At 64.0% G+C, this 22,859-nt stretch carries 21 protein-coding genes; 18 read left to right on the top strand and 3 right to left on the bottom strand.

What is annotated here, in order from left to right; genetic code table 11:
• Positions 1-5 precede the first annotated feature (5 nt).
• The 9 genes from OU995_RS20615 (at position 6) to OU995_RS20575 (ending at position 10,068) form a co-directional block, all read left to right on the top strand.
• The gene (locus OU995_RS20615; RefSeq protein WP_267831999.1) at positions 6-1,088 is read left to right on the top strand and encodes an alpha/beta fold hydrolase; all 1,083 of its coding nucleotides are present in this window, start codon (positions 6-8) and stop codon (positions 1,086-1,088) included.
• Positions 1,089-1,130: 42 nt separating this feature from the next.
• Positions 1,131-2,042, top strand: coding sequence for a hypothetical protein (locus OU995_RS20610; protein WP_267831998.1), 912 nt, complete (start codon positions 1,131-1,133; stop codon positions 2,040-2,042).
• A gap of 12 nt (positions 2,043-2,054) precedes the next feature.
• Positions 2,055-3,563, top strand: a complete 1,509-nt coding sequence (locus OU995_RS20605) for an aldehyde dehydrogenase family protein (protein WP_420714897.1) — start codon at positions 2,055-2,057, stop codon at positions 3,561-3,563.
• 70 nt (positions 3,564-3,633) lie between these two features.
• Positions 3,634-4,614 carry a DUF1838 family protein gene (locus OU995_RS20600; RefSeq protein ID WP_267831996.1) on the top strand — a complete coding sequence of 327 codons (981 nt, stop codon included), beginning with the start codon at positions 3,634-3,636 and terminating at the stop codon, positions 4,612-4,614.
• 1 nt (position 4,615) lies between these two features.
• Positions 4,616-5,872 (top strand): serine hydrolase domain-containing protein, encoded by a 1,257-nt coding sequence (locus tag OU995_RS20595; RefSeq protein ID WP_267831995.1) that lies wholly within the window; start codon positions 4,616-4,618, stop codon positions 5,870-5,872.
• 211 nt (positions 5,873-6,083) lie between these two features.
• On the top strand, positions 6,084-6,941 hold the full coding sequence (locus tag OU995_RS20590; RefSeq protein ID WP_267831993.1) for a helix-turn-helix domain-containing protein: 858 nt from the start codon (positions 6,084-6,086) through the stop codon (positions 6,939-6,941).
• 119 nt (positions 6,942-7,060) lie between these two features.
• A complete protein-coding gene (gene leuC / locus OU995_RS20585; RefSeq protein WP_267831992.1) occupies positions 7,061-8,488 on the top strand; it encodes a 3-isopropylmalate dehydratase large subunit in 1,428 nt (475 codons plus the stop codon).
• Entirely contained in the window at positions 8,488-9,150 is a 663-nt protein-coding gene (gene leuD, locus OU995_RS20580; protein ID WP_267831991.1) for a 3-isopropylmalate dehydratase small subunit, read from the top strand. Before leuC ends, leuD (OU995_RS20580) begins: the two co-directional genes overlap by 1 nt.
• Positions 9,151-9,204: 54 nt before the next feature.
• Entirely contained in the window at positions 9,205-10,068 is an 864-nt protein-coding gene (locus OU995_RS20575; RefSeq protein ID WP_267831990.1) for an isocitrate lyase/PEP mutase family protein, read from the top strand.
• Positions 10,069-10,136: 68 nt separating this feature from the next.
• Here OU995_RS20575 and OU995_RS20570 read toward each other — a convergent pair whose 3' ends face one another.
• Both OU995_RS20570 and OU995_RS20565 read right to left on the bottom strand, forming a co-directional pair.
• A complete protein-coding gene (locus OU995_RS20570; RefSeq protein ID WP_267831988.1) occupies positions 10,137-10,883 on the bottom strand; it encodes a hypothetical protein in 747 nt (248 codons plus the stop codon).
• Positions 10,884-10,921: 38 nt separating this feature from the next.
• Entirely contained in the window at positions 10,922-12,127 is a 1,206-nt protein-coding gene (locus tag OU995_RS20565; protein WP_267831987.1) for an FAD-dependent oxidoreductase, read from the bottom strand.
• 302 nt (positions 12,128-12,429) lie between these two features.
• On the opposite strand from OU995_RS20565, the gene OU995_RS20560 reads away from it, so the two are divergent.
• From OU995_RS20560 to OU995_RS20520, 9 genes are read left to right on the top strand one after another with little or no spacing between them, the layout of a single operon-like run.
• Positions 12,430-12,813, top strand: a complete 384-nt coding sequence (locus OU995_RS20560; protein WP_267831986.1) for a c-type cytochrome — start codon at positions 12,430-12,432, stop codon at positions 12,811-12,813.
• Between the two features lie 45 nt (positions 12,814-12,858).
• Positions 12,859-13,533 (top strand): isochorismatase family protein, encoded by a 675-nt coding sequence (locus OU995_RS20555; RefSeq protein ID WP_267831985.1) that lies wholly within the window; start codon positions 12,859-12,861, stop codon positions 13,531-13,533.
• On the top strand, positions 13,530-14,504 hold the full coding sequence (locus OU995_RS20550; RefSeq protein ID WP_267831984.1) for a polysaccharide deacetylase family protein: 975 nt from the start codon (positions 13,530-13,532) through the stop codon (positions 14,502-14,504). The genes OU995_RS20555 and OU995_RS20550 overlap by 4 nt, the downstream gene beginning before the upstream one ends.
• On the top strand, positions 14,504-15,433 hold the full coding sequence (locus OU995_RS20545; protein ID WP_267831982.1) for a polysaccharide deacetylase family protein: 930 nt from the start codon (positions 14,504-14,506) through the stop codon (positions 15,431-15,433). The genes OU995_RS20550 and OU995_RS20545 overlap by 1 nt, the downstream gene beginning before the upstream one ends.
• The gene (locus tag OU995_RS20540) at positions 15,430-16,404 is read left to right on the top strand and encodes a hydroxymethylglutaryl-CoA lyase (RefSeq protein WP_267831981.1); all 975 of its coding nucleotides are present in this window, start codon (positions 15,430-15,432) and stop codon (positions 16,402-16,404) included. The genes OU995_RS20545 and OU995_RS20540 overlap by 4 nt, the downstream gene beginning before the upstream one ends.
• 19 nt (positions 16,405-16,423) lie before the next feature.
• Positions 16,424-17,614 carry a CaiB/BaiF CoA transferase family protein gene (locus OU995_RS20535; protein WP_267831980.1) on the top strand — a complete coding sequence of 397 codons (1,191 nt, stop codon included), beginning with the start codon at positions 16,424-16,426 and terminating at the stop codon, positions 17,612-17,614.
• Between the two features lie 23 nt (positions 17,615-17,637).
• The gene (locus OU995_RS20530; RefSeq protein WP_267831979.1) at positions 17,638-19,062 is read left to right on the top strand and encodes a 3-isopropylmalate dehydratase large subunit; all 1,425 of its coding nucleotides are present in this window, start codon (positions 17,638-17,640) and stop codon (positions 19,060-19,062) included.
• A 17-nt stretch (positions 19,063-19,079) separates the two neighbouring features.
• Positions 19,080-19,700 (top strand): 3-isopropylmalate dehydratase small subunit, encoded by a 621-nt coding sequence (leuD, locus tag OU995_RS20525; RefSeq protein ID WP_267831978.1) that lies wholly within the window; start codon positions 19,080-19,082, stop codon positions 19,698-19,700.
• Between the two features lie 16 nt (positions 19,701-19,716).
• Positions 19,717-20,625 carry an alpha/beta hydrolase gene (locus OU995_RS20520; protein WP_267831977.1) on the top strand — a complete coding sequence of 303 codons (909 nt, stop codon included), beginning with the start codon at positions 19,717-19,719 and terminating at the stop codon, positions 20,623-20,625.
• Here the strand turns inward: OU995_RS20520 and OU995_RS20515 are convergent, their stop codons facing one another.
• Entirely contained in the window at positions 20,626-22,848 is a 2,223-nt protein-coding gene (locus OU995_RS20515; RefSeq protein ID WP_267831976.1) for a xanthine dehydrogenase family protein molybdopterin-binding subunit, read from the bottom strand.
• Positions 22,849-22,859 lie beyond the last annotated feature (11 nt).

Below are 22,859 nucleotides of genomic sequence, written 5' to 3'. Positions count from 1 at the left end.
GGCGAATGGCCTACGTATTGTCGTCCCGGCCGTCCCTCTGCCGAGACTCCCGCGTGCCGGTTCAATTCCGATGGATGGTGGCTGCGGTAGCACTGCTGTTGATGGCGCTCCAACTGGCCCCGGCCAGCGCGACATCCGTAGACAGTGATCCGCCGACGACCAGTCGGATCCTGGATCGCCAACAGGTCATTGCGAGATTCGCGGATGCGGACTCCCGCTTCACCGACATTGATGGCGTTCAGGTGCACTACAAGGACCAGGGCAGGGGTCCCGTGGTGCTGTTGATCCACGGTACGCTGGGAGATGTGGCTGATTGGGACGGCTGGGTGGCTGTGTTGGCGCGCCACCGGCGTGTGCTGCGCATCGACTTGCCAGGTTTTGGCCTCACCGGTCCGCTGAGCAGCGGCAACTACTCCACGGCACGTCTGCTGGATCTCATCGATGCCTTCATGGATCAGATGGGGGTGGAGCGCTTTTCGCTGGCTGGCATTTCCTATGGTGGCTTGGTTTCCTTTCGTTATGCGGCGACACGGACCGAACGGGTCGATGCCCTGATTCTGATCAACTCGGCAGGGGTGGAAACCGGCAAACCTCCTCCCCGGGCCGTAGCGGCCGGTTCGTCGCCGGCAGCGTCAGCACCGTCGTCCGCCAGCATCTTTCGGGACACGGTCATCACTGCCGCGGACATCGAGCGAAATCTTCTCCACATGCTGGTGGAACCGGACCGACTGTCGTCCTCGATGGTGGCCCGCAAGCTCGCCTTTGCCAACATCGCCGGGCGGGGCGAGGAGTCCATCGCTGGCCGGACGCTGTATGAGCGGGGGGATCCCATGCGTGTGCTTGGCCATGTCCGGGCGCCGACGCTGGTGCTGTGGGGCGGCGGCAATCGAGCCTTGACGCCGGCCACCGCCGACCTGTTTGTGAGCGGCCTGCGCCATGCGTGTGATGCTGAGCGTGTGGTCTATCCAGACGCTGGCCATCTGTTGATCGTGGATCAGCCCCAACGCAGCGCTGCGGACGCGTTGAAGTTCCTTCAACGCGTGGAGGCCGGCGCACCTTGCCGAAGCGTTCGTGCTGCAGCCCCCTGATCAAGATTGCCATCGTCCCTCTTCGAGACCCTGGAGAAACTCATGCAATACAACTACATCCCTCTGCCTGAACGCCAACCGCTGCGTTGGCCTGAAGGGCATCGGGTGGCCCTTTTCCTGACGATCAATCTGGAGACCTGGGACCTGATCAAGGACACGGACAAGCCCTATTACGCAGGCGGCCCAGCCATCCTTCCGGACACTCTCCCGGGCAACGTGCCGGACTTTCCCAACTTCACCTGGCGGGAATACGGCCAGCGGGTGGGCGTGTGGCGGCTGTATGAACTTTTTGATGAGATGGGGATCAAGCCTGCGGTGACGATGAATGCGGTGACCGGGCTGCGTCGGCGGCAGATGGTGGACGCTGCGCTGCAGCGGGGCTGCGAGGTCATCGCCCACAACTACGAGCAGGGCGAACTGCTGACCGATGTGGCCCACGACCGGGAGCGTGAACGCGCCATCATCGAGCGGACCTTGGCGGTCTATCAGCAGACCTGTGGCCGGCCGGCGCAGGGCTGGCTGTCTTCGTCGCTTCGGGGCACGCTCAATACCGCCGATCTGCTGGCGGAAAAGGGCCTCAAGTTCTACTGCGATCTGATGAACGATGACCAGCCGTATCTGGTTCACACCCCCCACGGCCCCATCGTTTCCACCCCGTACTCCAACGAGATCAATGATTTCACGCTGCTCACGCGTCGTGGACACACGACCGATGAGTACCGCGATGTGTTGATCGAGGAACTGCGCGTGCTCCACCAGGAAGGCGCCAAGACGGGCCGCATCATGAATGTCGGCCTCCATCCGCATGTCAGCGGACGTGCCTACCGCATTCGTGCCCTGCGGGAGTTCCTGGCGTTCGCAAAGTCCCTGCCAGGCGTCTGGTTCACCACCCGGGAAGAGGTGGCGAACTGGTACCTGGCGAATCACGAGCAGCACATTCCGAACAAGGCTTGAGGGAGCATGAGCATGGAGATGAACCTTCCCGCAGCGCGGCATCCCGCCGTTCAGGCCTTCCTGGATCAGGGCGACCGGCCAATGCTCGTGGGAGGCGCCTGGGTAGCCGGCGGCGCCGAGCGCTGGATGGAGGCCAGGGATCCCGCTACCGGCGAACGGCTGGCCCGTTTCCCGGACAGCGACACCAGCGATGTGGATCGAGCCGTCTCTGCGGCGCGCGCGGCCTTTGAGGCCGGGGTCTGGCCGGCCATGACTCCCAGTCAGCGGGGCCGAATCCTTTGGCGCGTGGCGGAACTGATTGAGGCCCACCTGGAGGAGTTGGCGGAGTTGGAGACGCTGGATCAGGGCAAGCCGCTGTGGGTGGGCAAGTTCGCAGAGATTCCCGGTGCCGTGGAGCAGTTCCGGTTCTTCGCGGGGCAGGCCAGCCGTATCGAAGGCCACACGGTGCCCACCTCGATCAACTACCAGCCGCCCGGCAAGGAGGTCTTCGCCTATACGGTGAAGCAGCCCGTGGGGGTGGTGGCCGCCATCGTCCCCTGGAATTCTCCTTTGGTCTTGACGGCCATGAAACTGGCCCCTGCGCTTGCTGCGGGTTGCACGGTGGTACTGAAGCCGGCGGAGGACACCTCGCTGACCGCCTTGCGGCTGGGCGAGCTGATGGTGGAGGCGGGGTTGCCGCCAGGCGTCTTGAATATCGTGACGGGCCGGGGCGATGTGGTGGGCGCGGCCCTGGCGGCCCACCCCGATGTCGACAAGCTGTCTTTCACCGGATCGACTCAGGTCGGGCGATCCGTCCTGGCCGCAGCGGCCGGCAACCTGAAGAAAGTCACGCTGGAGCTGGGCGGAAAGTCCCCGGTGATCGTGCTTGCGGACGCCGATCTGGACGCCGCAATCGCCGGCGCCGCCAATGCGATCTTCTTCAATTCGGGCCAGGTCTGCGTCGCGGGTTCTCGCCTGTATGTCCATCGTGACGTCTACACACAGGTGGTCGCCGGCATCGCCGAGGTCGCTCGCGGGCTGAAATTGGGGCATGGGCTGGACGGCGCGACACAGATCGGACCCTTGGTGAGCCGCAAGCAGGCGGATCGTGTGGCGGCCTACATTCGGCAGGCCGAGGCGCAGGGCGCTCGTGTGGTCGCCGGCGGCCGACAGCTGGGCCCGCAAGGCACGTTCATCGAGCCGACCGTGTTGGTGGATGTCCGGCCTGACATGGCCTGCGTTCGTGAGGAGATCTTCGGGCCTGTGGTCGTCGTGTCACCGATCGACTCCCTCGACGAGGCGCTGGCGCTGGCCAACGATACCGACTACGGCTTGGCTGCGAGCGTTTGGACGCGCGACCTCTCGTCTGGGCATCGCGCGGCGGCCCGACTGAAGGCCGGGACGGTGTGGCTCAACACCCACCTCATGTTTGATGCGAGTTTGCCCATTGGCGGCATGAAGCAATCGGGATGGGGTCGAGAGAGTGGTCAGGGCGCCGTCGAGAACTTCCTGGAGCTCAAGACGGTGTGCGCGGTGTTGTGAACCCGCGTCAAGTGCGCTCCATCCGCTCATCTTCCATCCCCTGTTTCCCGTTTCCCTGGAGATCAACGATATGCAAGGCAAAGACTTGAACCGGCGCCAGGCGCTGGGAGCAGCCACAGCCACCGTACTGACCGGTGCGGCCGCCGGTTGCGCGACCAGCCCTCCCACCGCGACGGCCGCCCCGGCCAAGCGCCCGATGGCCTTTAATGACCCCATTTGGAATCGTGAGGTCTCCGCCCGGATCGAGGCCTGTGCCGACCCCAAGAAATGGGTGTATGGCTGGGTGTCCGGCGTGGTGTGCGGCGTGCGAGAGAATGAAAAAGTACGTCCACTGATGCGCTTCGACGTGTTCAGTACCATCCGTGTGGTCCGTCGCGAGGATGGAAGCTACCAGCGTCTGTGCCGGGAACTGGTGTTTTATCGGGACCTCAAGACCGGTGCACTGATGGACGAGTGGGACAACCCTTACACCGGTGAACGGGTAAAGGTGGTGGATGTCGCCAATGATCCCTACAACTATGTCATCTCTGACTTCTACCCAGACCCGCCAAGCTATGGCGGCCTGAACCAGGAGCAGAAGCCGCCGCGCCGTCCCTACATCAGGAACTGGAGCATCATTGACGAAAACACCATCGGGCTGGAGTCCGATATCCACCTCTACTACCCCAGCGCCATGCAGCCGGAGAAGTGGCCGCGCGAGTCTCCGGGCAAGATGACCCGCGTCTCGGAGCAGTTCCGCTACTTCATCCGCAAGGAAGATCTCGAGAACCCGACGCTCGACCACATTCCGGCCCACGGCGTATGGACCCGCGTCACGCCGTGGTTGCCGTGGATGCTGATGGATCAGGCGCCTGGGCATATTCTCTACACCGGCAATATGTGCGCCCGAGAGCATCTGGAGCTTCATCCCAAGGACGTGGTGGCGCGAGTGCGGGAGCGCTATCCGAAGTATCTGGTCGCACCGGAGAAGGTCGAAGGGCCGAGCCTTTCGAGCCTGGAGCGATATGCGCTGGAGCAGAAGCCAGCCCAGGCGCGCGGCAAGCAGCGTTGACATGAAGTGGCAGAGCCTGAGGCGATGGCTGCGGGGGGCGGTGGTGCTGATTCCCCTGCTTTTGTGGGGCGAGGCACGTGCCAACACGCCGGAGCGGGACTCCGTTCCCCGCGTGAATGCCGACACGGCCGATGCATGGGATTGGATCTACGAATGGCGTATGGCCCATCGACCCGCGCCAGGCACGCCTTCAGCCTTCGATCCGACCCAGCCTCAGTTCTGGCCCGTGGAACGGGTGGTGGGAGGCGCCGCCCAGCCTCTGCCACGGCGCAAGGGGGGCTGTCTGACTGCGGAACGGCTGGTGGAGGCATTGGCGGAGGTCCGCAGAACCGGCAGCTACAGCTTTCTGGTCTGGCGGCAGGGCGCAGTGGAGATTGAATACTTCGGCACCGGCTTCGGGCCAGAGACCCGGCCGGAGCCAGCCTCGATGCACAAGTCCGTGCTGGCGCTTGTGGTGGGGCAGGCTGTGGCCGACGGCGCGGTTCCCGATCTGGACGCACCGGTGTCCCGCTGGCTGGAGGAATGGGCGCAAGACCCACGGGGCGCCATCACGGTGAGACAGATGCTCCAGATGTCCACGGGCCTGGCCCCGTTGCCCTTTTCAATGGCGCCTGGGTCGGCTTACAGTCGCGCACTCTACGGCGGCGAAGGCGCCGCCGTGCCCTTGGCAGCGCCGCTGGTGGATGCTCCCGGGCGTCGCTTCAACTATGCCAGCGGCATCTCCCAACTGCTGGGCCTGATCATTGAGCGAGCTACCGGCGAACGATACGCGGACTACCTGTCACGGCGTTTGTGGCAGCCCCTGGGAGCCGCTGATGCCTTCGTTGCCCTCGACCACCCTGGCGGATTGGCACGGACATCCAGCGGCCTGTTTGCCACCAGCGAGGATTGGTTGCGCTTGGGTGTGCTGTTTGTCCAGAAGGGCAAGGTGCAGGGGCGCCAGGTGGTGGATGCGGCATGGTTGACGCGGATGACTTCCCCGGCACCCACGAATCCCAATTACGGCTTCCAGATCTGGCGCGGCAGTCCGCACGCGCCGAAGCGTCACTACAACAACGTGACGCCCACCGCAATGCCAGCGGTGGCGCCATTCCTGGCCGAGGACATGGTGTTTTTCGACGGCGCCGGGGCTCAGCGGGTGTACGTGTCGCCGGAGGAAGGTCTGGTCATCGTCCGCCTGGGTGCGCCGGCCCTCGACTGGGATGATTCCCGCCTTCCCAATCTGGTTGTGCGCGCAGCCAGGGCCTGTCCGCTGTGAGAGAGGTTGCCCATGTTGAGCGTCGCGCCTCCTGGGCGTGTATCGGTCGCTTGAACCTGTCGCATTCATCTCTTCGCATCGTCGCCATCCTCATCCACGTGGCTGATCTACGCAGCGAATAGCGCCCAACATCCCAGGGATAAGCTGCCCGGCAATCTGCGGGTCTCTGGGTCATATTCAGTGTCATCCAGTTCATCCTCACCGAGGTCTCATGGAGCGAAGTGTCCCGATCCGTGCCGTGAGTCGCAGCATTGCGGTCTTGAAGTGCATCAATCGTCACGGATCACTGCCGTTGATGGAAATCGCCAGGCATGTGAATCTGCCTTATCCCACCACGTTTCGCATCATTCAGACGCTTGTCCTTGAGGGGCTGCTTGAATGCGAGCCGACTCGCAAGCACTATCGCGCGACGCAACTGGTGCAGACGCTGTCCGTCGGCTACAGGGAGACCGGCAATCTGCTGCTTCGAACACGCCCGCACATGCAGGCCCTCACACGTCGCATCAACTGGCCCATTTCTCTGGCCACGCATGTCGGGCAGACGATGATGGTGAGGGACTCCACGCATCGGGAAACCTCGTTGAGCTTCTGCAATTACGAGCCTGGCTACACCTTGCCGATGCTGGAGTGTGCGTCTGGCCACGTCTACCTCGCGCATATTCCCGACAGCGACCGGCTCAGTCTGCTTGGCGGGCTGGAAGCCATCGATCGCCGTAGTCACATGCTGGAGATGTTCAAGGGTGAGAAACTGGTGCGTCGCATCCGTGAGGACGGCTACGCCACGTGTGATCGAAATCCGCATTCGGCAGTTCCCGGCAAGACTTCATCCATTGCGGTGCCGCTGTTCGAGGGGGACCGGGTCGCAGGTGCGCTCACGCTCATCTTCTTTTCGACTGCGATGTCGATGGCTGAAGCCCTTAAACGCTATGTAGATGAGCTGAAGTCGGTTGGCCGGTCCATTTCGTTGGAGTTGAGGCACGACCAGATCACCGCGCAAGACTCGATGGTGTTCCCCCAGCCCGGGCATGTCAGGCACCGGGAGAGCGGTCAGAAGACGATGCTGAACTGACGGCTGATTGGATCTGTTCTGGTATTTCGCGTGGCGAATAGTCCATGAACGGCGCATGAGTTCAGGCAAGGGGGCATGCACACTTGTTGAATGCCCAAGCCATTGCCTGATGTGTTCCCATGAGTGAAACCCTTTACGACCGTTTGTGGCGATCTCACGTGGTGACCGAAGAGCCTGATGAGCAGGGGGGCAGCACCGCGCTGCTCTACATTGATCGCCAGATGCTTCACGAGGTGAGCAGCCCACAGGGATTTGAAGGGCTTCGTTTGCGAGGGCTGCCCGTGCGGCGGGCTAACGCTCAGCTGGCGGTGGCGGACCATGCTGTCCCCACCCGGCACCGCGATCGTCCCATTGCGGACCCCTTGGCCCGGGAACAGGTCGCGCTGCTGGAGCGAAACACGTTTGCGTCCAGGCTTCCCTACATTCCACTGAATGATCAACGGCACGGCATTGTTCATGTGATTGGCCCGGAGCTGGGCTTCACCCTGCCAGGCATGACCCTGGTCTGCGGTGATTCGCACACCTCCACCCATGGCGCCTTCGGAGCGCTGGCATTTGGGATTGGCGCCAGTGAGATCGAATGTGTATTGGCGACCCAGGTGCTGCGGCAGCGTCGGGCTCGGAACCTGCGTATTCGCATCGGCGGAGCGCTGGCGAGGGGGGTCTATGCGAAAGATCTGGTCCTGGGGCTCATTGGCCGGCTTGGCGCTGCCGGCGCCGTGGGCCACGCCATCGAATTCTGCGGGGACACCATCGAAGGGCTGTCCATGGCGGCCCGCATGACGGTCTGCAACATGAGCATCGAAGCCGGTGCACGTAGTGGCTTGATCGCCCCGGATGACGAGACCTTTGCCTGGCTGGAGGGCCGCCCCATGGCCCCGCGGGGGGCTCTCTGGGAGCGGGCGCTGGACCATTGGAGGACGCTTCGCAGCGATCCGGCGGCCGTCTTCGACCGCAGCCTGGACTTTGATGCGTCGGCGCTGGTGCCGCAGGTGAGCTGGGGCACCAGCCCCGATCAGGTGCTGCCCATCAATGGGCGTGTGCCCGATCCGGCTCTGGCGTCTGATCCGGTCCTGGCGCGAAAGATGGCCCGCGCGCTGGACTACATGGGATTAACACCCGGCACCGCGCTGCAGGACGTGCCCCTGGATCATGTGTTTATCGGATCATGCACCAACAGTCGCATTGAGGACCTGCGCGCGGCGGCCGCGCAACTGCGAGGGCGCAGGCGATCCAGCCGCGTGCGGGCGATTGTGGTGCCTGGGTCGGCCCAGGTGGCTCGGCAGGCCGAGGCCGAGGGGCTGGACCGGTTGTTTCTGGCGGCTGGGTTCGAATGGCGCGAGCCGGGGTGCTCGCTCTGCGTGGCGATGAACGACGACCGTCTCCTGCCGGGTGAACGCTGCGCCAGCACCAGCAACCGCAACTTCGAGGGACGTCAAGGGGTGGGGGCCCGTACCCACCTGGTCAGCCCGGCGACTGCGGCCGCCAGCGCCATCGCGGGCCACCTTGCCGATCCGCGTGATGCCCTTGCGATGGGAGACGACTGATGCAGCCTTTCAGACAGCTTCGTTCGGTGGCTGCTCCCTTGCCGGACGCGGACATCGATACCGACATCATCTTTCCTGCCCGGTTTCTGGTGTTGACGCAGAAAGCGGGTCTCGGTCCCTATGCGTTCTACGAGAAGCGCTTTGACGACCAAGGGCGGGAACGCCTCGATTTTGTGTTGCATCAACCCCGGTGGCGGGATGCCCGGATCCTGGTCACAGGGCCAAATTTTGGCTGCGGATCGAGCCGCGAGCAGGCCCCATGGGCGCTGGCAGGTTTAGGTTTGCGCTGTCTGATCTCCACCGGATTCGGGGAGATCTTTCAAGCCAACTGCCTCAACAACGGGCTGCTACCGATTGTGCTGCCAGAGGCAGAACACGCGCAGGTCCTGGCCGCCGCGCAGGCCGGCCAGGTCCTGGAGGTTGACCTGGAGCGGCGCGTGGTCATGCTGGCCGACGGGCAGGTCATCGTGTTCCCGATGGCCGAGCGTGCGCGACGGTCCCTCCTGGAGGGAACCGATGAGATTCAGCGCATTCTTCTGGAGGCTGGAGACCGCATCGCCGCCTTCGAGGCACGTCAGCGCGAAACCTGTCCGTGGTTGCATCAAGACGTGGAAGATGCCACGTCCGTCTGCCCATCACCGCCTCCGTTACCGGCACCTTGAAGGGTGTCGGATTCACTTCAGCATTCCTTCACTCACATTTTCTGTAGGACTTTCATGGCCAATCCCATCCTTCGTCAGATGCTTGATCAAGGCGACTTTTTTGTGGTGCCCGGCATGCAGGACATGATCGCGGCTGCGGTCGCCAACAAGGTGAAGTTCCCCATCGTCTATGGGACAGGCTACTGGTTGACCGCTTCCAGCCTGGGGTTGCCTGACGCTGGCCTGGCGAGCTACACGCAAATGCTGGATCGCATGGCGACGCTGGTGCAGACCAGCCAATCCGCCGTGATTGCAGATGCCGACACTGGATATGGGGGGCTGCTGAATGTGGCGCACACGGTGCGCGGCTACGAGAAGGCCGGCGTGACGGCGATTCAGATCGAGGACCAGGAATTCCCGAAGAAGTGTGGCCATACGCCTTACAAGCGCTGTGTGCCGGTGGAGGACATGGTGGAGAAGATCCGGGTGGCGGCGGAAACGCGTGAGGACAAGCAGAACTTCCTGATCATCGCCCGCACGGATGCGCGCGCCGCTGACGGGGTTGACGCAGCGTTGCGCCGGCTCGAAGCCTATGACAAGGCCGGTGCGGACATCCTTTTCTTTGAAGCGCCGCAGTCGGAAGACGAGATGCGCCTGGCCTGTGAATCGTTCAACAAGCCCATGATGGCGAACATGGCGGACGGGGGAAAGACGCCCATTTTGTCGGCGGACCGGTTGCGGGACATCGGCTATGCCTTTGCGATCTATCCGTCCATGACCAGCCTGGTTGCCGCCGCGGCCATGGAGCGTGCGCTGCGCCTGCTCAAGGAAGAGGGCCTGAGTCAAAGTCCCGATCTGCCAATGTTCAATTTCACCGAGTTCTGCCAGCTGATCGGTTTCCAGGAGGTGTGGGACTTCGAGAAGCGCTGGGCCCGTTGAGCCCACCGATCGCCCGGCAGATGTCGCCGCCCCGGCAGGCCGGGGTTGCAGCTCTGCCGGGGCGGCGGTCAGAGGTGCGACAGCAGTCGGCCGAGTCCGTCCACCGGATCGTGGATGCCATTGGCGCGCAATGCATGCCAGTAGGTGGCGGTATTGATGGCAATGACGGGTTTGCCCAACCAGGTCTCGGCTGACACCGCCAGCCTGGCCATCGACAGGTTGGTTCCGACCTGCACGATGGCATCGACATCATCTCCATCCAGCTCACGCAGCACCTGGACCAGTCGCGACTCGGTCTGCTGTGCAATGTCCCGCCAACTGGTGCAGCGCAATGGAACGTCACGCTTCACCTCGAAACCGCTGTCCTCCAGATAGCGCCGCACCTGGGCGTTGGCGGACGGGTAGTAGGGCGACACAAAGGCCACGCGCTTGATGCTCCCGTAGGCCTCCATCGCAGCGACGAGGGACCGGGACCCGATGCTGGCCCTGAGACCAGTGAATTCCTCGACCTGGCGCAAGAAGTTGTCGCCTCCCGCACGCCCCCCCATGAAGGAGATCGCCGAGACCCCCATCACCAGATAGTCCGGTGCACAGGTCATGGCAGTACGCAGGGCATCGGTCAGGGAGGCGGCGATCTTGTCAGTGCCGGCGACGAAATCACTGTCCGACAAGGCCGAAGGATTCTCGACATACATGTCTCTGAACTGGTGGGTCACACCGGCAGGGCGCATGGCGTCCATCTCTGGTTGAACCACGGTATTGGTGGAAGGCGCGATGACCGCAAAGACCTTGCGCCAGCCAAGAACGTCAGTCATGAAGAGCTCCTGGTGATAAGAAAAGGGAAGGGCAGGGGTCAGGAAATCGCCGCAGCCTGATCCAGACTCGTGAACATCGACTGCTTGAGCAGATAGGCGCGGCGGGCCTCCGCATCGTTGACCAGGCGTGTCATCGCCTCGCTGCGCTGGGCGCGGGCATTGGCCCATCCATCCCGCATCAGGCGTGTGTTCTCGATGGTCTGCGCCTGCACGAAATCACGGGTGATGGTTTGACGCTGGCGTTCATACAGGGCCACCTGCGCGGCGCCGTCCGCCCCATGTCGAAGGATCTTCACCAGCTTCTCGCTGGCATTCACTGCATCATGGATGCCGCTGTTCATGCCAAAACCGCCCATGGGACTGTTCAGGTGAGCCGCATCCCCCACCAGCAGAATGTGCCCCACGGCAAACCGCTCACAGACGCGCTGGTGGGCGCGGTAGATGGTGCGGTGGCGTGTGACGATCTGAAGATCCCGGCCCAGCATGCGGCCAAACACGTCATTCTTGTAATCGTCCGAGACCAGCTGATCATCGGTCAGGTCCAGCGGGGCCGGCACCAGAACCCGCCAGAGCCCAGGGACGCGCAACACCACCATCCACTCGCGGGGGTCGGAGATGTAGTTGACGTAGCTCAGGTTGTCGAAGGCTTCCTCGATCGGATGTTCAGTCGAGAAGCAGACGAACTTCTCGTCATAGGTGAAGCCGGGGAACTGCAGCCCCAGCACTTTCCGGACCACGCTGCTTGCACCATCGGCAGCAACCAGATATCGGGCCCGCCAGCGCTCGACGGCGTTGGCATTCTCGACATAGGCGATGACATGGTCTTCATGTTGCTCCACAAACAGCACCCGCTGACCCTGCAGCACCGTCGCGCTGGATTGCTGCTTCAGCTGGTCAACGATGTTGGACGTGACGCGGTGCTGCTCGCACTGGATCCGATAGGGAAACCGGGTGCGGTCGGCAATCTCGCCCAGATCAAACGAGAAAACCTCGCCGGTCTGCCGGTCCCGGTACTGGTAGACCGGTGCCTTGAGGCCCTGGCTGAACAGGGTGTCCGCCGCGCCCAGGTCATCAAGAATTTCAAGCGTGGGAGCGTGATAGGTCGAGGCGCGCAGATCATGGGCGCTGCTGACCAGAGGCTCGACGGCGGTAACGTTGATGCCTTGGCGGGCGAGGGACAGGGCGGCCGTTGCGCCGACGGGGCCCAGGCCGGCGACCAGCACCTCGGTGTCGTGGGTGATCATAAGAACGGAGGCTTCCTCGGTGATGGGATGAGCCTGCATCCTCACACCGCCTGATCTGCGGGTCTCCATGCGCCTGCAAGACGTCCATCAGGCGGATAAGCACTTTGAGATTCGTCAAGGTCTCGGCAAAGCCACAGAGTGAACACATGGCCAAGTCGTCATGTCAGCGGAGACCGTCTTTTCTAGCATCGGGCCTGCATTCAATCGCTGGATCTAGGAAAGGCATGACCATGCAAGGGAAGTTGGGAACAGCGGCTCCGATGCCGAAATGTGCGTCACGCCGGGTGTGGTGGGCGTGTGTCATGGCAGTGGCCGTGGGTGTAACGTCGCTGGCCTGCTCGTCCGGTGCTTGGGCGCAGAGCGCTCCTGCGTCTGAGGCTGCGCTGGTGGCGAAGGGCAAGCGCCTGTTCATGATGTGTTCGGCCTGCCATGACATCAGCGCCATCGGAGCGGCCCGCGTAGGGCCGCATCTGGCGGGCATCGTGGGGCGTCAAGCGGGATCGGTCGCTGGGTACAGCTATTCACCGGCGCTGGCTGCCAAGCCCTTTGACTGGGACGAGGCCAAGCTGGATGCCTGGCTTCTCAAGCCCTCCGCTGTGGTGCCCACCACCAAGATGGCCTATATGGGCATGCCCAATGCCGAGGACCGGAAGGCCATGGTGGCCTTCCTCGGCAGCCTGAAGTGAGCGTTGCCGGCGCCGAACGGTGCCGGTATGGAATCGGAGCAAGACATGGAACTCTCCAACAAGACGGCCCGAGAACTCTGGGCGGAGATCAAACAAAACCCCCAGCGCGCTCGATTTGGCTATGGGCGCAAAGCGGCATTGGTCAATATTGACTTTCAATGCGCGTACACACGCGTGGATGAATTCAAGACAGCGTACGAAACGGACCCGCGCCAAATCGAGCATGTCAATGCCCTGGCCCGGCGCTTCCGTCTCCTGGGCTGGCCGGTCGTCTGGACCTATGTGGCCTATGCCGAGTCGGGCGAGGACGCCGGGACCTGGGGGACGAGAACCAACACACCAGACTCGTTGCAGAACATCAAGCACGGATCCCGTCGTGCTCAGCTGGATGAGCGCTGCGAGATCGAGCGTCATCGCGACCTGGTGTATTGCAAGCGCATGCCATCGCCGTTCTTCGAGACACCGCTCCAGTCCCTGCTGGTCTGGCATCAGATTGACACGGTGGTGGTGACGGGGGGCTCGACCTCGGGCTGCGTACGGGCGGCCGCCGTGGACTCGCTCTCGCGGGGCTATCGCACCATCGTCCCGGAGCAGTGCGTTGCCGACAAGCACGAGTCCTATCACTTCGCCAACTTGACGGACATGATGTTGAAGTACGCGGATGTGGTGGATGTGGACGAGACGCTGCAGTGGCTCGACCGCTGCGGAGCTACCGCATGACGGCAGCCAGCCTTTCTGCACCGCGCGCCGACACCGGGCATTACGACTATTGGGGCTACCGTGGCCGTCCGAAGATCCGCTGGCCGGGCGGCGCCCGCGTGGCGTTCTGGGTGGCGCCCAACATTGAGTTCTACGAACTGAATCCGCCGGTGAACCCGTTCCGGGCGGCCTGGCCCCACCCGTATCCAGCAGTTCCTGGCTACGCCATTCGGGACTATGGGAACCGCGTGGGCCACATGCGGCAGATGGCGCTGCTGGACAAATACGGTGTACGGGGATCGATTTCCCTTTCCACGGCACTCTGCACCCACCATCCCGAGATCATTCAGATGTGCCGCGAGCGTGACTGGGAGTTTTTCAGCCACGGCATCTACAACACACGCTACACCTACGGCATGTCGGAAGCCCAGGAACGGTCGATGATCCTGGAATCTATCGAGACCATTGCGTCTCACACCGGCAGGCCCCCGGCGGGTTACCTCGCGCCGGCGCTGTCGCATAGCGAGCGAACACTGGATTTGTTCGCCGAACTGGGTGGCCTCTACAGCTGTGATCTGTTTCATGACGATCAGCCCACGCCGCTGCGGGTGCGGGGCGGCCAGCGCTTTGTGTCGGTGCCTTACTCGCTCGAACTCAACGACACCATCGCGTATGTGGTCAACAAAATTGAACCGAGACGCTATGGCCAGATGATCAAGGACAGCTTCGACCGGTTGTATGCCGAAGGTGCGGAGTCCGGCACGGTGATGTGCATCCCGACCCACAACTACCAGGTGAGCTGCCCGCATCGCCTCAAGGCATTTGAAGAGGCATTGGCCTACATCACTGGACACTCAGACGTGTGGGTGACTACCGGCCGTGAGATTGCCGAGCACTTTCTGACGCATCACTATGACGAGGTCCTGGTGGACATCGAGCACCGCCAGGCTGCTGCCCTGCAGACCGGGCGCGAACAGCAAGGAGCTCCCTGATGGCGCTGGATCCGTCCCATCTGACTTATCCGGCGCGCCGGTATGGCATGGACCATGAGCGCTATGCCTGGTCCATGCTGACCGACCGGCCACCGGTCCGCTGGCCTGGCGACAAGCCGCTGGCGGTGTGGATCAACATCAGTCTGCAGCATTTCCCGATGAATCCTGCGGCGAAGGTCAAACTGCCCGGGTCGATGGTGATGCCCTACCCGGATCTGCGGCATTACACGCTGCGGGACTACGGCAATCGCGTGGGTATTTATCGCCTGTTGACGGCCATGGATCGTTTTGGCCTTCGTCCGAGTTTTGCAGTGAATGCCGAACTGGTGGTGAGGTATCCCGAGATTGCCGCGCTGCTGCGTGAACGCGGGGATGAGGTTCTGGGGCATTCCTGGTCCATGGATACGCCGCATGTCGGTGGAGTGGATCCGGAGGTCGAGCGCGACCTGATTGCCAGGTCCCTGGCGACGCTGCGCGAGCAGACCGGTCAGGCTGTGCGAGGCTGGCTGAGTCCAGGCCGGCTTCAGAGCCCCCAGACCCCGGAACTGCTGAAGGCCGCGGGCATCGACTACAACGCGGACTGGGTGAACGACGAGCTTCCGTATCGCTTCCACACGGCCAACGGCCCGCTGTGGACCTTGCCCTTGGCGACCGAGATCGAAGATCGCTTTGTGGTGATGGACAACCTGCATGCTGAAGCATCGTGGGCGGAGCAGGTGATCGACGCCTTCGAGTTGCTCCGATACGAGGGGCGGGCCCAGGGAGGTCGGCTGCTGTCACTGTCGCTGCATCCCTGGGTCATGGGGCAGCCGCATCGCATCCGACATCTGGAGACCGTGCTGAAGCACATTGCGAATGCCGATGAAGTCTGGCAGGCCCCGCCGGGACAGATTCTCCAGCACTTCATTGCGCAGCAGGTCGCTTCATGAGCCATCCCATCGGCAACCCGGATTCAGATCGTCAGGTACTGATCAGCGAAGTGGGGCCGCGTGATGGCCTGCAGAGCATCAGCCGCATCATGCCCACGGCGGCCAAAAAAGCGTGGATCGATGCGGCGGCAGCAGCCGGCGTGACCGAGATCGAGGTGGGGTCGTTTGTGCCGGCCTCGGTGCTGCCGCAACTGGCGGACACAGCCGAAATCGTCGCCCACGCCAGGGCCATTCCCGGCCTGACGGTGGCGGTGCTGGTGCCCAACTTCAAAGGGGCGGAAGCCGCCGTGGCGGCGGGCGCCCACAAGATCACCGTGCCCCTGTCCGTGAGTGAAAGTCATAGCCTGCGTAATGTTCGTCGCACGCATGCGCAGATGCTGCAGGAAGTTCAGCGCATTGCCGCGCTGATCCGCGGTCTGCCGTCGGAACAACGTCCGCATCTGGAGGGAGGACTGTCGACGGCCTTTGGCTGCACCATCGAAGGCGTGGTGCCGGAACGCCGTGTGATGGAACTGGCGGTGGCCCTGATGGAGGCCGGTTGCGACGAGGTCGGGCTTTCGGACACAACCGGTTATGCCCACCCCGCGCAGGTGCGGCGGCTGGTACGGGCGGTGTGGTCGGTGGTCGGGCGGGATCAACTGACCGGCATCCATCTTCACAACACCCGTGGCCTTGGCCTGGCGAATGCGCTCGCAGCCCTGGACATCGGGTTGACCACGCTTGATGCCTCCCTGGGAGGCTTGGGCGGCTGCCCATTTGCACCCGGGGCCAGCGGGAACATCGTCACCGAAGACCTGGTTTTTATGCTTGAAGCCATGGGCATGAGAACCGGGATCGACCTGGAGGGGCTGTTCCGCTGCCGTGAGGTGTTGGCCCAGGCTCTCCCGGATGAGCCCCTGTATGGCATGACCCCGCTGGCCGGCCTGCCCAAAGGCTTTGTGCCGGCGACAGCGTCGCGCGCAACCGTGTGAAGCACTGAGGAGGCAAGAGATGGACAGGAATGAACGAGCGCTGCCCTTGGCGGGCCTGCGGGTGGTCGAATTCACCCACATGGTGATGGGCCCTGCGATGGGGGTCATCCTGGCCGACCTGGGCGCTGAGGTGACCAAGGTGGAGCCTGTGGAAGGGGACAACACCCGGCGGCTGGTTGGATCCGGCGCGGGCTACTTCCCCATGTACAACCGCAACAAGCGCAGTCTGGCGATCGATCTGAAGTCCGAGGCCGGCCGCCAGGTCGTGCGAGACCTGCTGGCCGACGCGGACGTGCTGATCGAGAACTTTCGAGGTGGTGCCATGGAGGCGCTGGGCTTGGGCTACGAGGCCCTGGCGGCGCTGAATCCACGGCTGATTTATTGCTCCGGCAAGGGGTTCCTCCGTGGCCCCTATGAGCATCGGACCGCGCTGGACGAGGTGGCCCAGATGATGGGGGGGCTGGCCTACATGACAGGGCTGCCCGGCCGGCCGATGCGTGCCGGCGCTTCGGTCATCGATGTGACGGGCGCCATGTTTGGCGTGATTGGTGTTCTGGCGGCTTTGGCCGAGCGGGAACGAACCGGTCGCGGCCAGGCATTGACCACTTCGTTGTATGAGACGACCGCCTTTCTTGTGGGGCAGCACATGGCCCAGTACGCCGTCACCGGCAAGCCGGCACCGCCCATGTCGGAGCGGCAATCCGCGTGGGCGGTCTATGACGTCTTCGAAGCGGCGGATGGCGAGCGAGTCTTCGCCGCGGTGGTCAGCGACACGCAGTGGCGGAAGTTCTGTGAGGCGTTTGGGTTGGACGAGTTTCTTGCTGATTCGAGCCTGGCTCGCAACACCGACCGTGTCCGCCAGCGTGAACGGACCCTGCCGGTCATCCGGGCCCGCTTTCAGCAGCTGTCGCAGGGGGCGCTGATGGCCAAGCTGGAGGAGGCCGGACTGCCGTTTGCGCCCATCGCGCGGCCCGAAGATCTCTTCGACGACCCCCATCTGAATGCCGAGGGTGGCTTGATTCCTGTGACCTTGGCCGAGGGACGGACCGCGCGTCTGCCGGCCTTGCCATTGGCGATGAACGGCCATCGGTTCGGCCTGCGTCATGACCTGCCCGGTGTGGGGGCCGATGGTCCTGCGGTGCTGCGCGCGCATGGGGTGAGCGAATCCGCGATCGAAGCGCTGATCGCGGCGGGTGTCCTTCACGCATGAGCGAAGCAATGAGGACCGCCCCGATGCCATCGGAGACTTGCGCGCCGAAGACCCTGTTCGAGAAGCTCTGGCGGCTGCATGAGGTGCAGGACCTCGGTGAGGGTGCGGCGCTGATCCACATTGACCGGGTGTTTTTGCATGAACGCACGGGTGGCGTCGCCCTGCGATCTCTGGTGTCCGCCGGGCATGCGGTACGGGCTCCGCGTCTGGCGTTTGCCACCCTGGACCACATTGTGGATACGTTGGCGGGCCGTGAGGCCCGTGGTGATCGAACCCTCATGCCCGGCGGAGACGTATTCATCCGCACGACACGTGAGGAGACCCGTCGGGCAGGCATCCAGCTCTTCGATCTGGGGGACCCCCGGCAAGGGATTGTGCATGTGGTGTCCCCGGAACAGGGCATCGTGCTGCCGGGGGCGACCGTGGTCTGCCCGGATAGCCATACCTGCACCCAGGGCGCATTCGGCGCCCTGGCCTGGGGCATCGGCTCGTCCGAGGCAGAGCACGCTTTGGCCACGCAGACGCTGCGTGTCGTCAAGCCCAAGGCAATGCGTGTCACCTTCAACGGGACGCTGCCGCCCCACGTCGGGGCGAAGGACATGATTCTGGCCTTGATTGCAAGGTACGGGGCTGGTGGTGCCCAGGGCGCGGCCTTGGAATTCGCCGGTGAGACCGTCCAAGCGATGTCGATGGAGGCACGGATGACGCTGTGCAACATGGCCGTGGAGTTCTCCGCCTTCACCGGTCTGGTGGCCCCCGATGACAAGACCTTCGCCTATCTGGACGGGCGCCCGTTCGCGCCGCAAGGGGCGTTGTGGCAACGCGCGGTGGACCAATGGCGATATCTGCACACCGACCACGGTGCACGCTTTGATGCCGACATCCGGATGGATGTCGCCGACCTGATGCCGATGGTCAGCTGGGGGACCAGCCCGCAGCATGCAGTCGGCATTGACGGTGTGGTCCCAGAGCCGACCGGTGACACGGCGTCGCGGCTGGCGATGGACAAGGCGCTCGCCTACATGGCCTTGGCCCCGGGCCAGCCGCTCGCGGGTCTGCCCATCGATGCGGCGTTCATCGGCTCCTGCACCAACAGTCGGCTCTCGGATCTGCGAGCGGCCGCCGAGGTGCTGAGGGGCCGCCGTGTGGCACCCGGTGTGCGTGCGATCTGCGTGCCGGGGTCGTCGCAGGTGAAGCGGGAGGCGGAGGCCGAAGGGCTCCACCAGGTGTTTCTGGATGCCGGCTTCGAGTGGCGGGAATCGGGCTGTTCGATGTGCTTCTTTGCCGGTGGCGAGAGCTTCGGTTTTCAGCAACGCGTTGTGAGCACCACCAATCGAAACTTCGAAAGCCGGCAGGGGCCGATGACGCGCACCCACCTGGCCAGCCCCGTGACTGTGGCCGCATCGGCCGTCGCAGGTTGTCTGGCCGATGTCCGCAGTTGGGTCTGAAGCAGGAGCGAGCTCGAATGGAAACCTTCACCCACCACGAAGGCGTCGCAGCCGCGCTGCTGCGACCGAACATCGACACCGACGCGATCATTCCTTCCCGGGAAATGAAAACCGTCGGAAAAACCGGACTGGCCGACGGCCTGTTCGCCGGGTGGCGTTATCGAGATGCCACAACGCGGGACCCGGACCCGGACTTCGTTCTGAATCGACCCGCCCAGCGAGGGAGCAGCATTTTGCTGGCCGGTCAGAACTTCGGTTGCGGCTCTTCGCGCGAACATGCGGTGTGGGCCCTGAAGGAGTATGGAATCCGCACGATCGTCGCCCCCAGCTTCGGGGCCATCTTTGCCGGCAACTGCGTGCGTAATGGGCTGCTTCCCGTGGTGCTGGCCATGCCCCAGGTGGAAGCCTTGGCCGCTTCAGTCGCCAAAGACCCCTCGAGAGCCCGATTGCGTGTGGATCTGGAGCGATGTGAAGTGGTCGACGCCGAGGGCGTTGCTTATGGCTTTGAGATCGCCGCGAGTCAGCGCGAGATGTTGCTGAAGGGGCTGGACCCCATCGGTCTGACCTTGCAGTCGAGCGCCATCGTCGATGCGTTCGAGGCGCTGGACCGGCATGCCCGGCCTTGGATCTATTTCTGACACACCTGGGGATCACATGTCCAACACCGTCGAGGCCTTGAGCGCGGACGCCGCCGAGCGATCTGTCGGGGGCACGGGGCCGGAAGGGCCGCTGGTGGATCGCCGGTTCGTCCGCCTCTCCGACAACGGGCTCATGCATGTGAGAAGCGTCGGCCTGGCCGTGACCGGCCCGTGCTCGCCTGGCCAGGAGCCGCCCGTATTGCTCCTGCATGCCGGTCCAGGCTCGTCCGCCGGCCTGGTGCCGTTGATCAAGGAATTGGGCCGGTGCCGGGTGGTCATCGCACCGGATACGCCTGGCTACGGGGACTCCGATCCGCCACCCCAGCATTCGCCTCAGCTCACCGACTACATGGATCGCATGGTCGAACTGCTGGACCGCCTGGGCATTGAACAGGTCGATGTTTGTGGCCAGCACACTGGCGCACACATCGCCTGCGAGCTCGCCTTGCACCATCCGCATCGAGTGCGTCGATTGATGTTGGATGGCATTGCGCTGTTCGAGCCGGCACTGCTCCAGCAGATGAAGGCCAGTTATGCGCCAGCGATGCGGCCAGACGAGTTGGGCTCGCATCTCACCTGGGCTTGGCGATTTGTCGCCGACCTTTATCTGCACTTCCCCTACTTCCTGCGTGACCCGGCGCATCGCCTGCACCACAGCGAGGTGCCGCCGGCTGCCGCTCGGCAGGGCCTGGTCCTGGACCTGATCAAAGCCCTGCCTAGCTATCACCTGGCGTACCAGGCTGTCTTCGCACATCCCACGGCGGAGCGACTTGTGCTGCTGCGCCATCCCACGCTGTTGCTTGCAGCGCAGGGCGATCCGCTGGCGGTCTATCTGGAGGCCGCAGCGGCTCTGGTGCCGGGAGCCCAAATTGCCAGACCCAGCCGCCAGTCACGCGGTGCGGCCTTGCTGGAATTCATACGCTGATCAGGAGGATGAGCCGTCAAGCCGGAGTGGCAACGCACGCACCGGCTTCCCGGTCAGCCTGGCCACCGCATTGGCCACCGCGCCGAGGATCGGTACGCTGCCGGGTTCCCCCACCCCGGTGGGGGGGGCGTCGCTGGGCACCAGATGGACGTCCACCACGGGCATCTCATGCAGCCTCAAGATCGGCGCATCGTGGAAGTTGCTCTGCTGGACCCGTCCGCCTTCGAGCGTGATCTCGTTGTGCAGCGCTGCGGACAGACCAAAAGCGATGCCGCCTTCCATCTGGGCCCGCACCGTGCCCGGATTGACCACCAGCCCGCAGTCCACCACACAGACCACCCGTTCCACGACGATCAAGCCGCGGTTGATCCGTACCTGGGCCACCTGCGCGACCACCGTGTGATAAGCCTCCTGCACCGCCATACCCAGGGCGCTACCCGCAGGCAGCGGACGGCCCCAGCCGGCCTTGTCCGCCGCGATGCGCAAGGCGTGGGCCTGCCGGGGATGTTCGCGCAGATGCGCCAGGCGGAACGCCAGGGCGTCCTGGCCTGCCAGCGCAGCGAGCTCGTCCATCATCACTTCCTTGCTGAAGGTCGTGTGGTTGTGCCCAAGCGCTCTGTAGGTGTGGACCGGTACGCCGACATCAGGGTTGATCCAGCAGGTATGGGCATGGGGCACGTCATAGCGCTCCGCGAGGTGACCTTCCGTGATGAAAGGGTCGTGGCGTGGAACCACGCCGGGACGTGGCCGCCCGCGTGAGAAGGACTGGGCCACGATGGTCTGCTTCGCCGCGATGATGCGACCTGTGGCATCCATCCCCACCTTCAGTCGATGCAGGCTCATCGGGCGGTAATAGCCGCCGCCGATGTCGTCCTCGCGTGTCCACATGAGCTTGACCGGTCGGCTGTCTCCCCGTTCGCGCTGTGCAGACAGGATCTGTGCCAATTCGGAGATCCAGTCGGCATTGAACGTGGCTCGACGTCCGAAACTGCCACCCGCCGGCAGGCCGTGCAGCACAACCTTGCCGGCTGGCAATCCCAGCAGCTTGACGGCCGCCGCATGGTCCGCACTGGGATTCTGGCTGGCCGCCCAGATGTCACAGCGACCGTCGCGCAGTTCCCCGACCGAGGCGATCGGCTCCATCGGCTGATGGGCGAGATAGGGCAGCTCAAAGTCCGCCTCCAGGACTTTCGCCGCGCCGGCGAGGGCTTCATCGACATGCCCGCGTTTGAGTCCCTCGACACCGGGATCACCCGCGCCGGCCAGCGCTCGAAAGTTGGCGCGCAGATCGGCGGTCGACCGCTGCTCGGCTTTGCTGTCGTCCCACTCGATCTTGAGTAGGCGGCGCGCTTCGATGGCAAGCCAGCTGTTGTCCGCCAGGACGGCCACCCCGCTGGACAGCTGATGGACAGCGCGAACGCCAGGCATCGCCAAGGCGGCGGAGGCATCCACGGACCGAATCGTGGAACCGAACCGTGTCGGCCGCTGTAGCACCGCCACGAGCATGCCAGGCCGCTGGATGTCCATGCCGTAGCGGCTGCGTCCCTGCACGATGTCGTGGACGCCCAGGCGCCGTTGTTCTCGACCGATCAGTCCAAACGAGGCAGGCGACTTGAGCGGCACCTCGGTGGGAACTGGCAGCGCCGCAGCTGCCTCGGACAGGGCGCCATAACCGATGCGGCGGCCACTGGGGCCGTGCAGCACTTGACCGCGATGGGTGGTCAGCTCTTCTGCGGGGACGCTCCAACGCAGCGCTGCGGCGCTCACCAGCATTGCACGGGCGACTGCGCCGGCCTCCCGCAGTTGCTGCCAGCTGTTAGCCATGGAGGTGGAGCCGCCGGTGGTCTGGAAGCCGAACACCGTGTGACGGTAGAGGGCCGGATCAAAAGGGGCTGCCTCAGTGCGCAGTTGGGCCCAGTCAGCGTCCAGTTCCTCCGCAACGACGGTTGCCAGACCCGAGGCGATGCCTTGGCCCATCTCCAGATGCTTGACGATCACCGTCACAAGACCGTCCGGCGCGATTCGCACGAAGGGGCGATTCAGTCCAGCGCCTTGGGGGCTGTCGGGCGGCAAGGGGGCGTCACCACCGCCGACAGCGCCTGTGGCCGGGAGACCCAGGGCCAGACCTGCCCCCGCACCTGCGAGCACGATGAAGTGGCGCCGTGTGGTTCCCCTCCCGTCGGCCTGTCGGGTGGATTGTGTGTCCAAGGTCGGCACCGGCATGGGCGATCTCG

It is taken from the genome of Roseateles sp. SL47 (genome assembly GCF_026625885.1).
GTDB lineage: Bacteria > Pseudomonadota > Gammaproteobacteria > Burkholderiales > Burkholderiaceae_C > Roseateles.
Note: the sequence above shows the minus strand (reverse complement) of the source record. Positions and strands in the feature narration are given on the sequence as shown.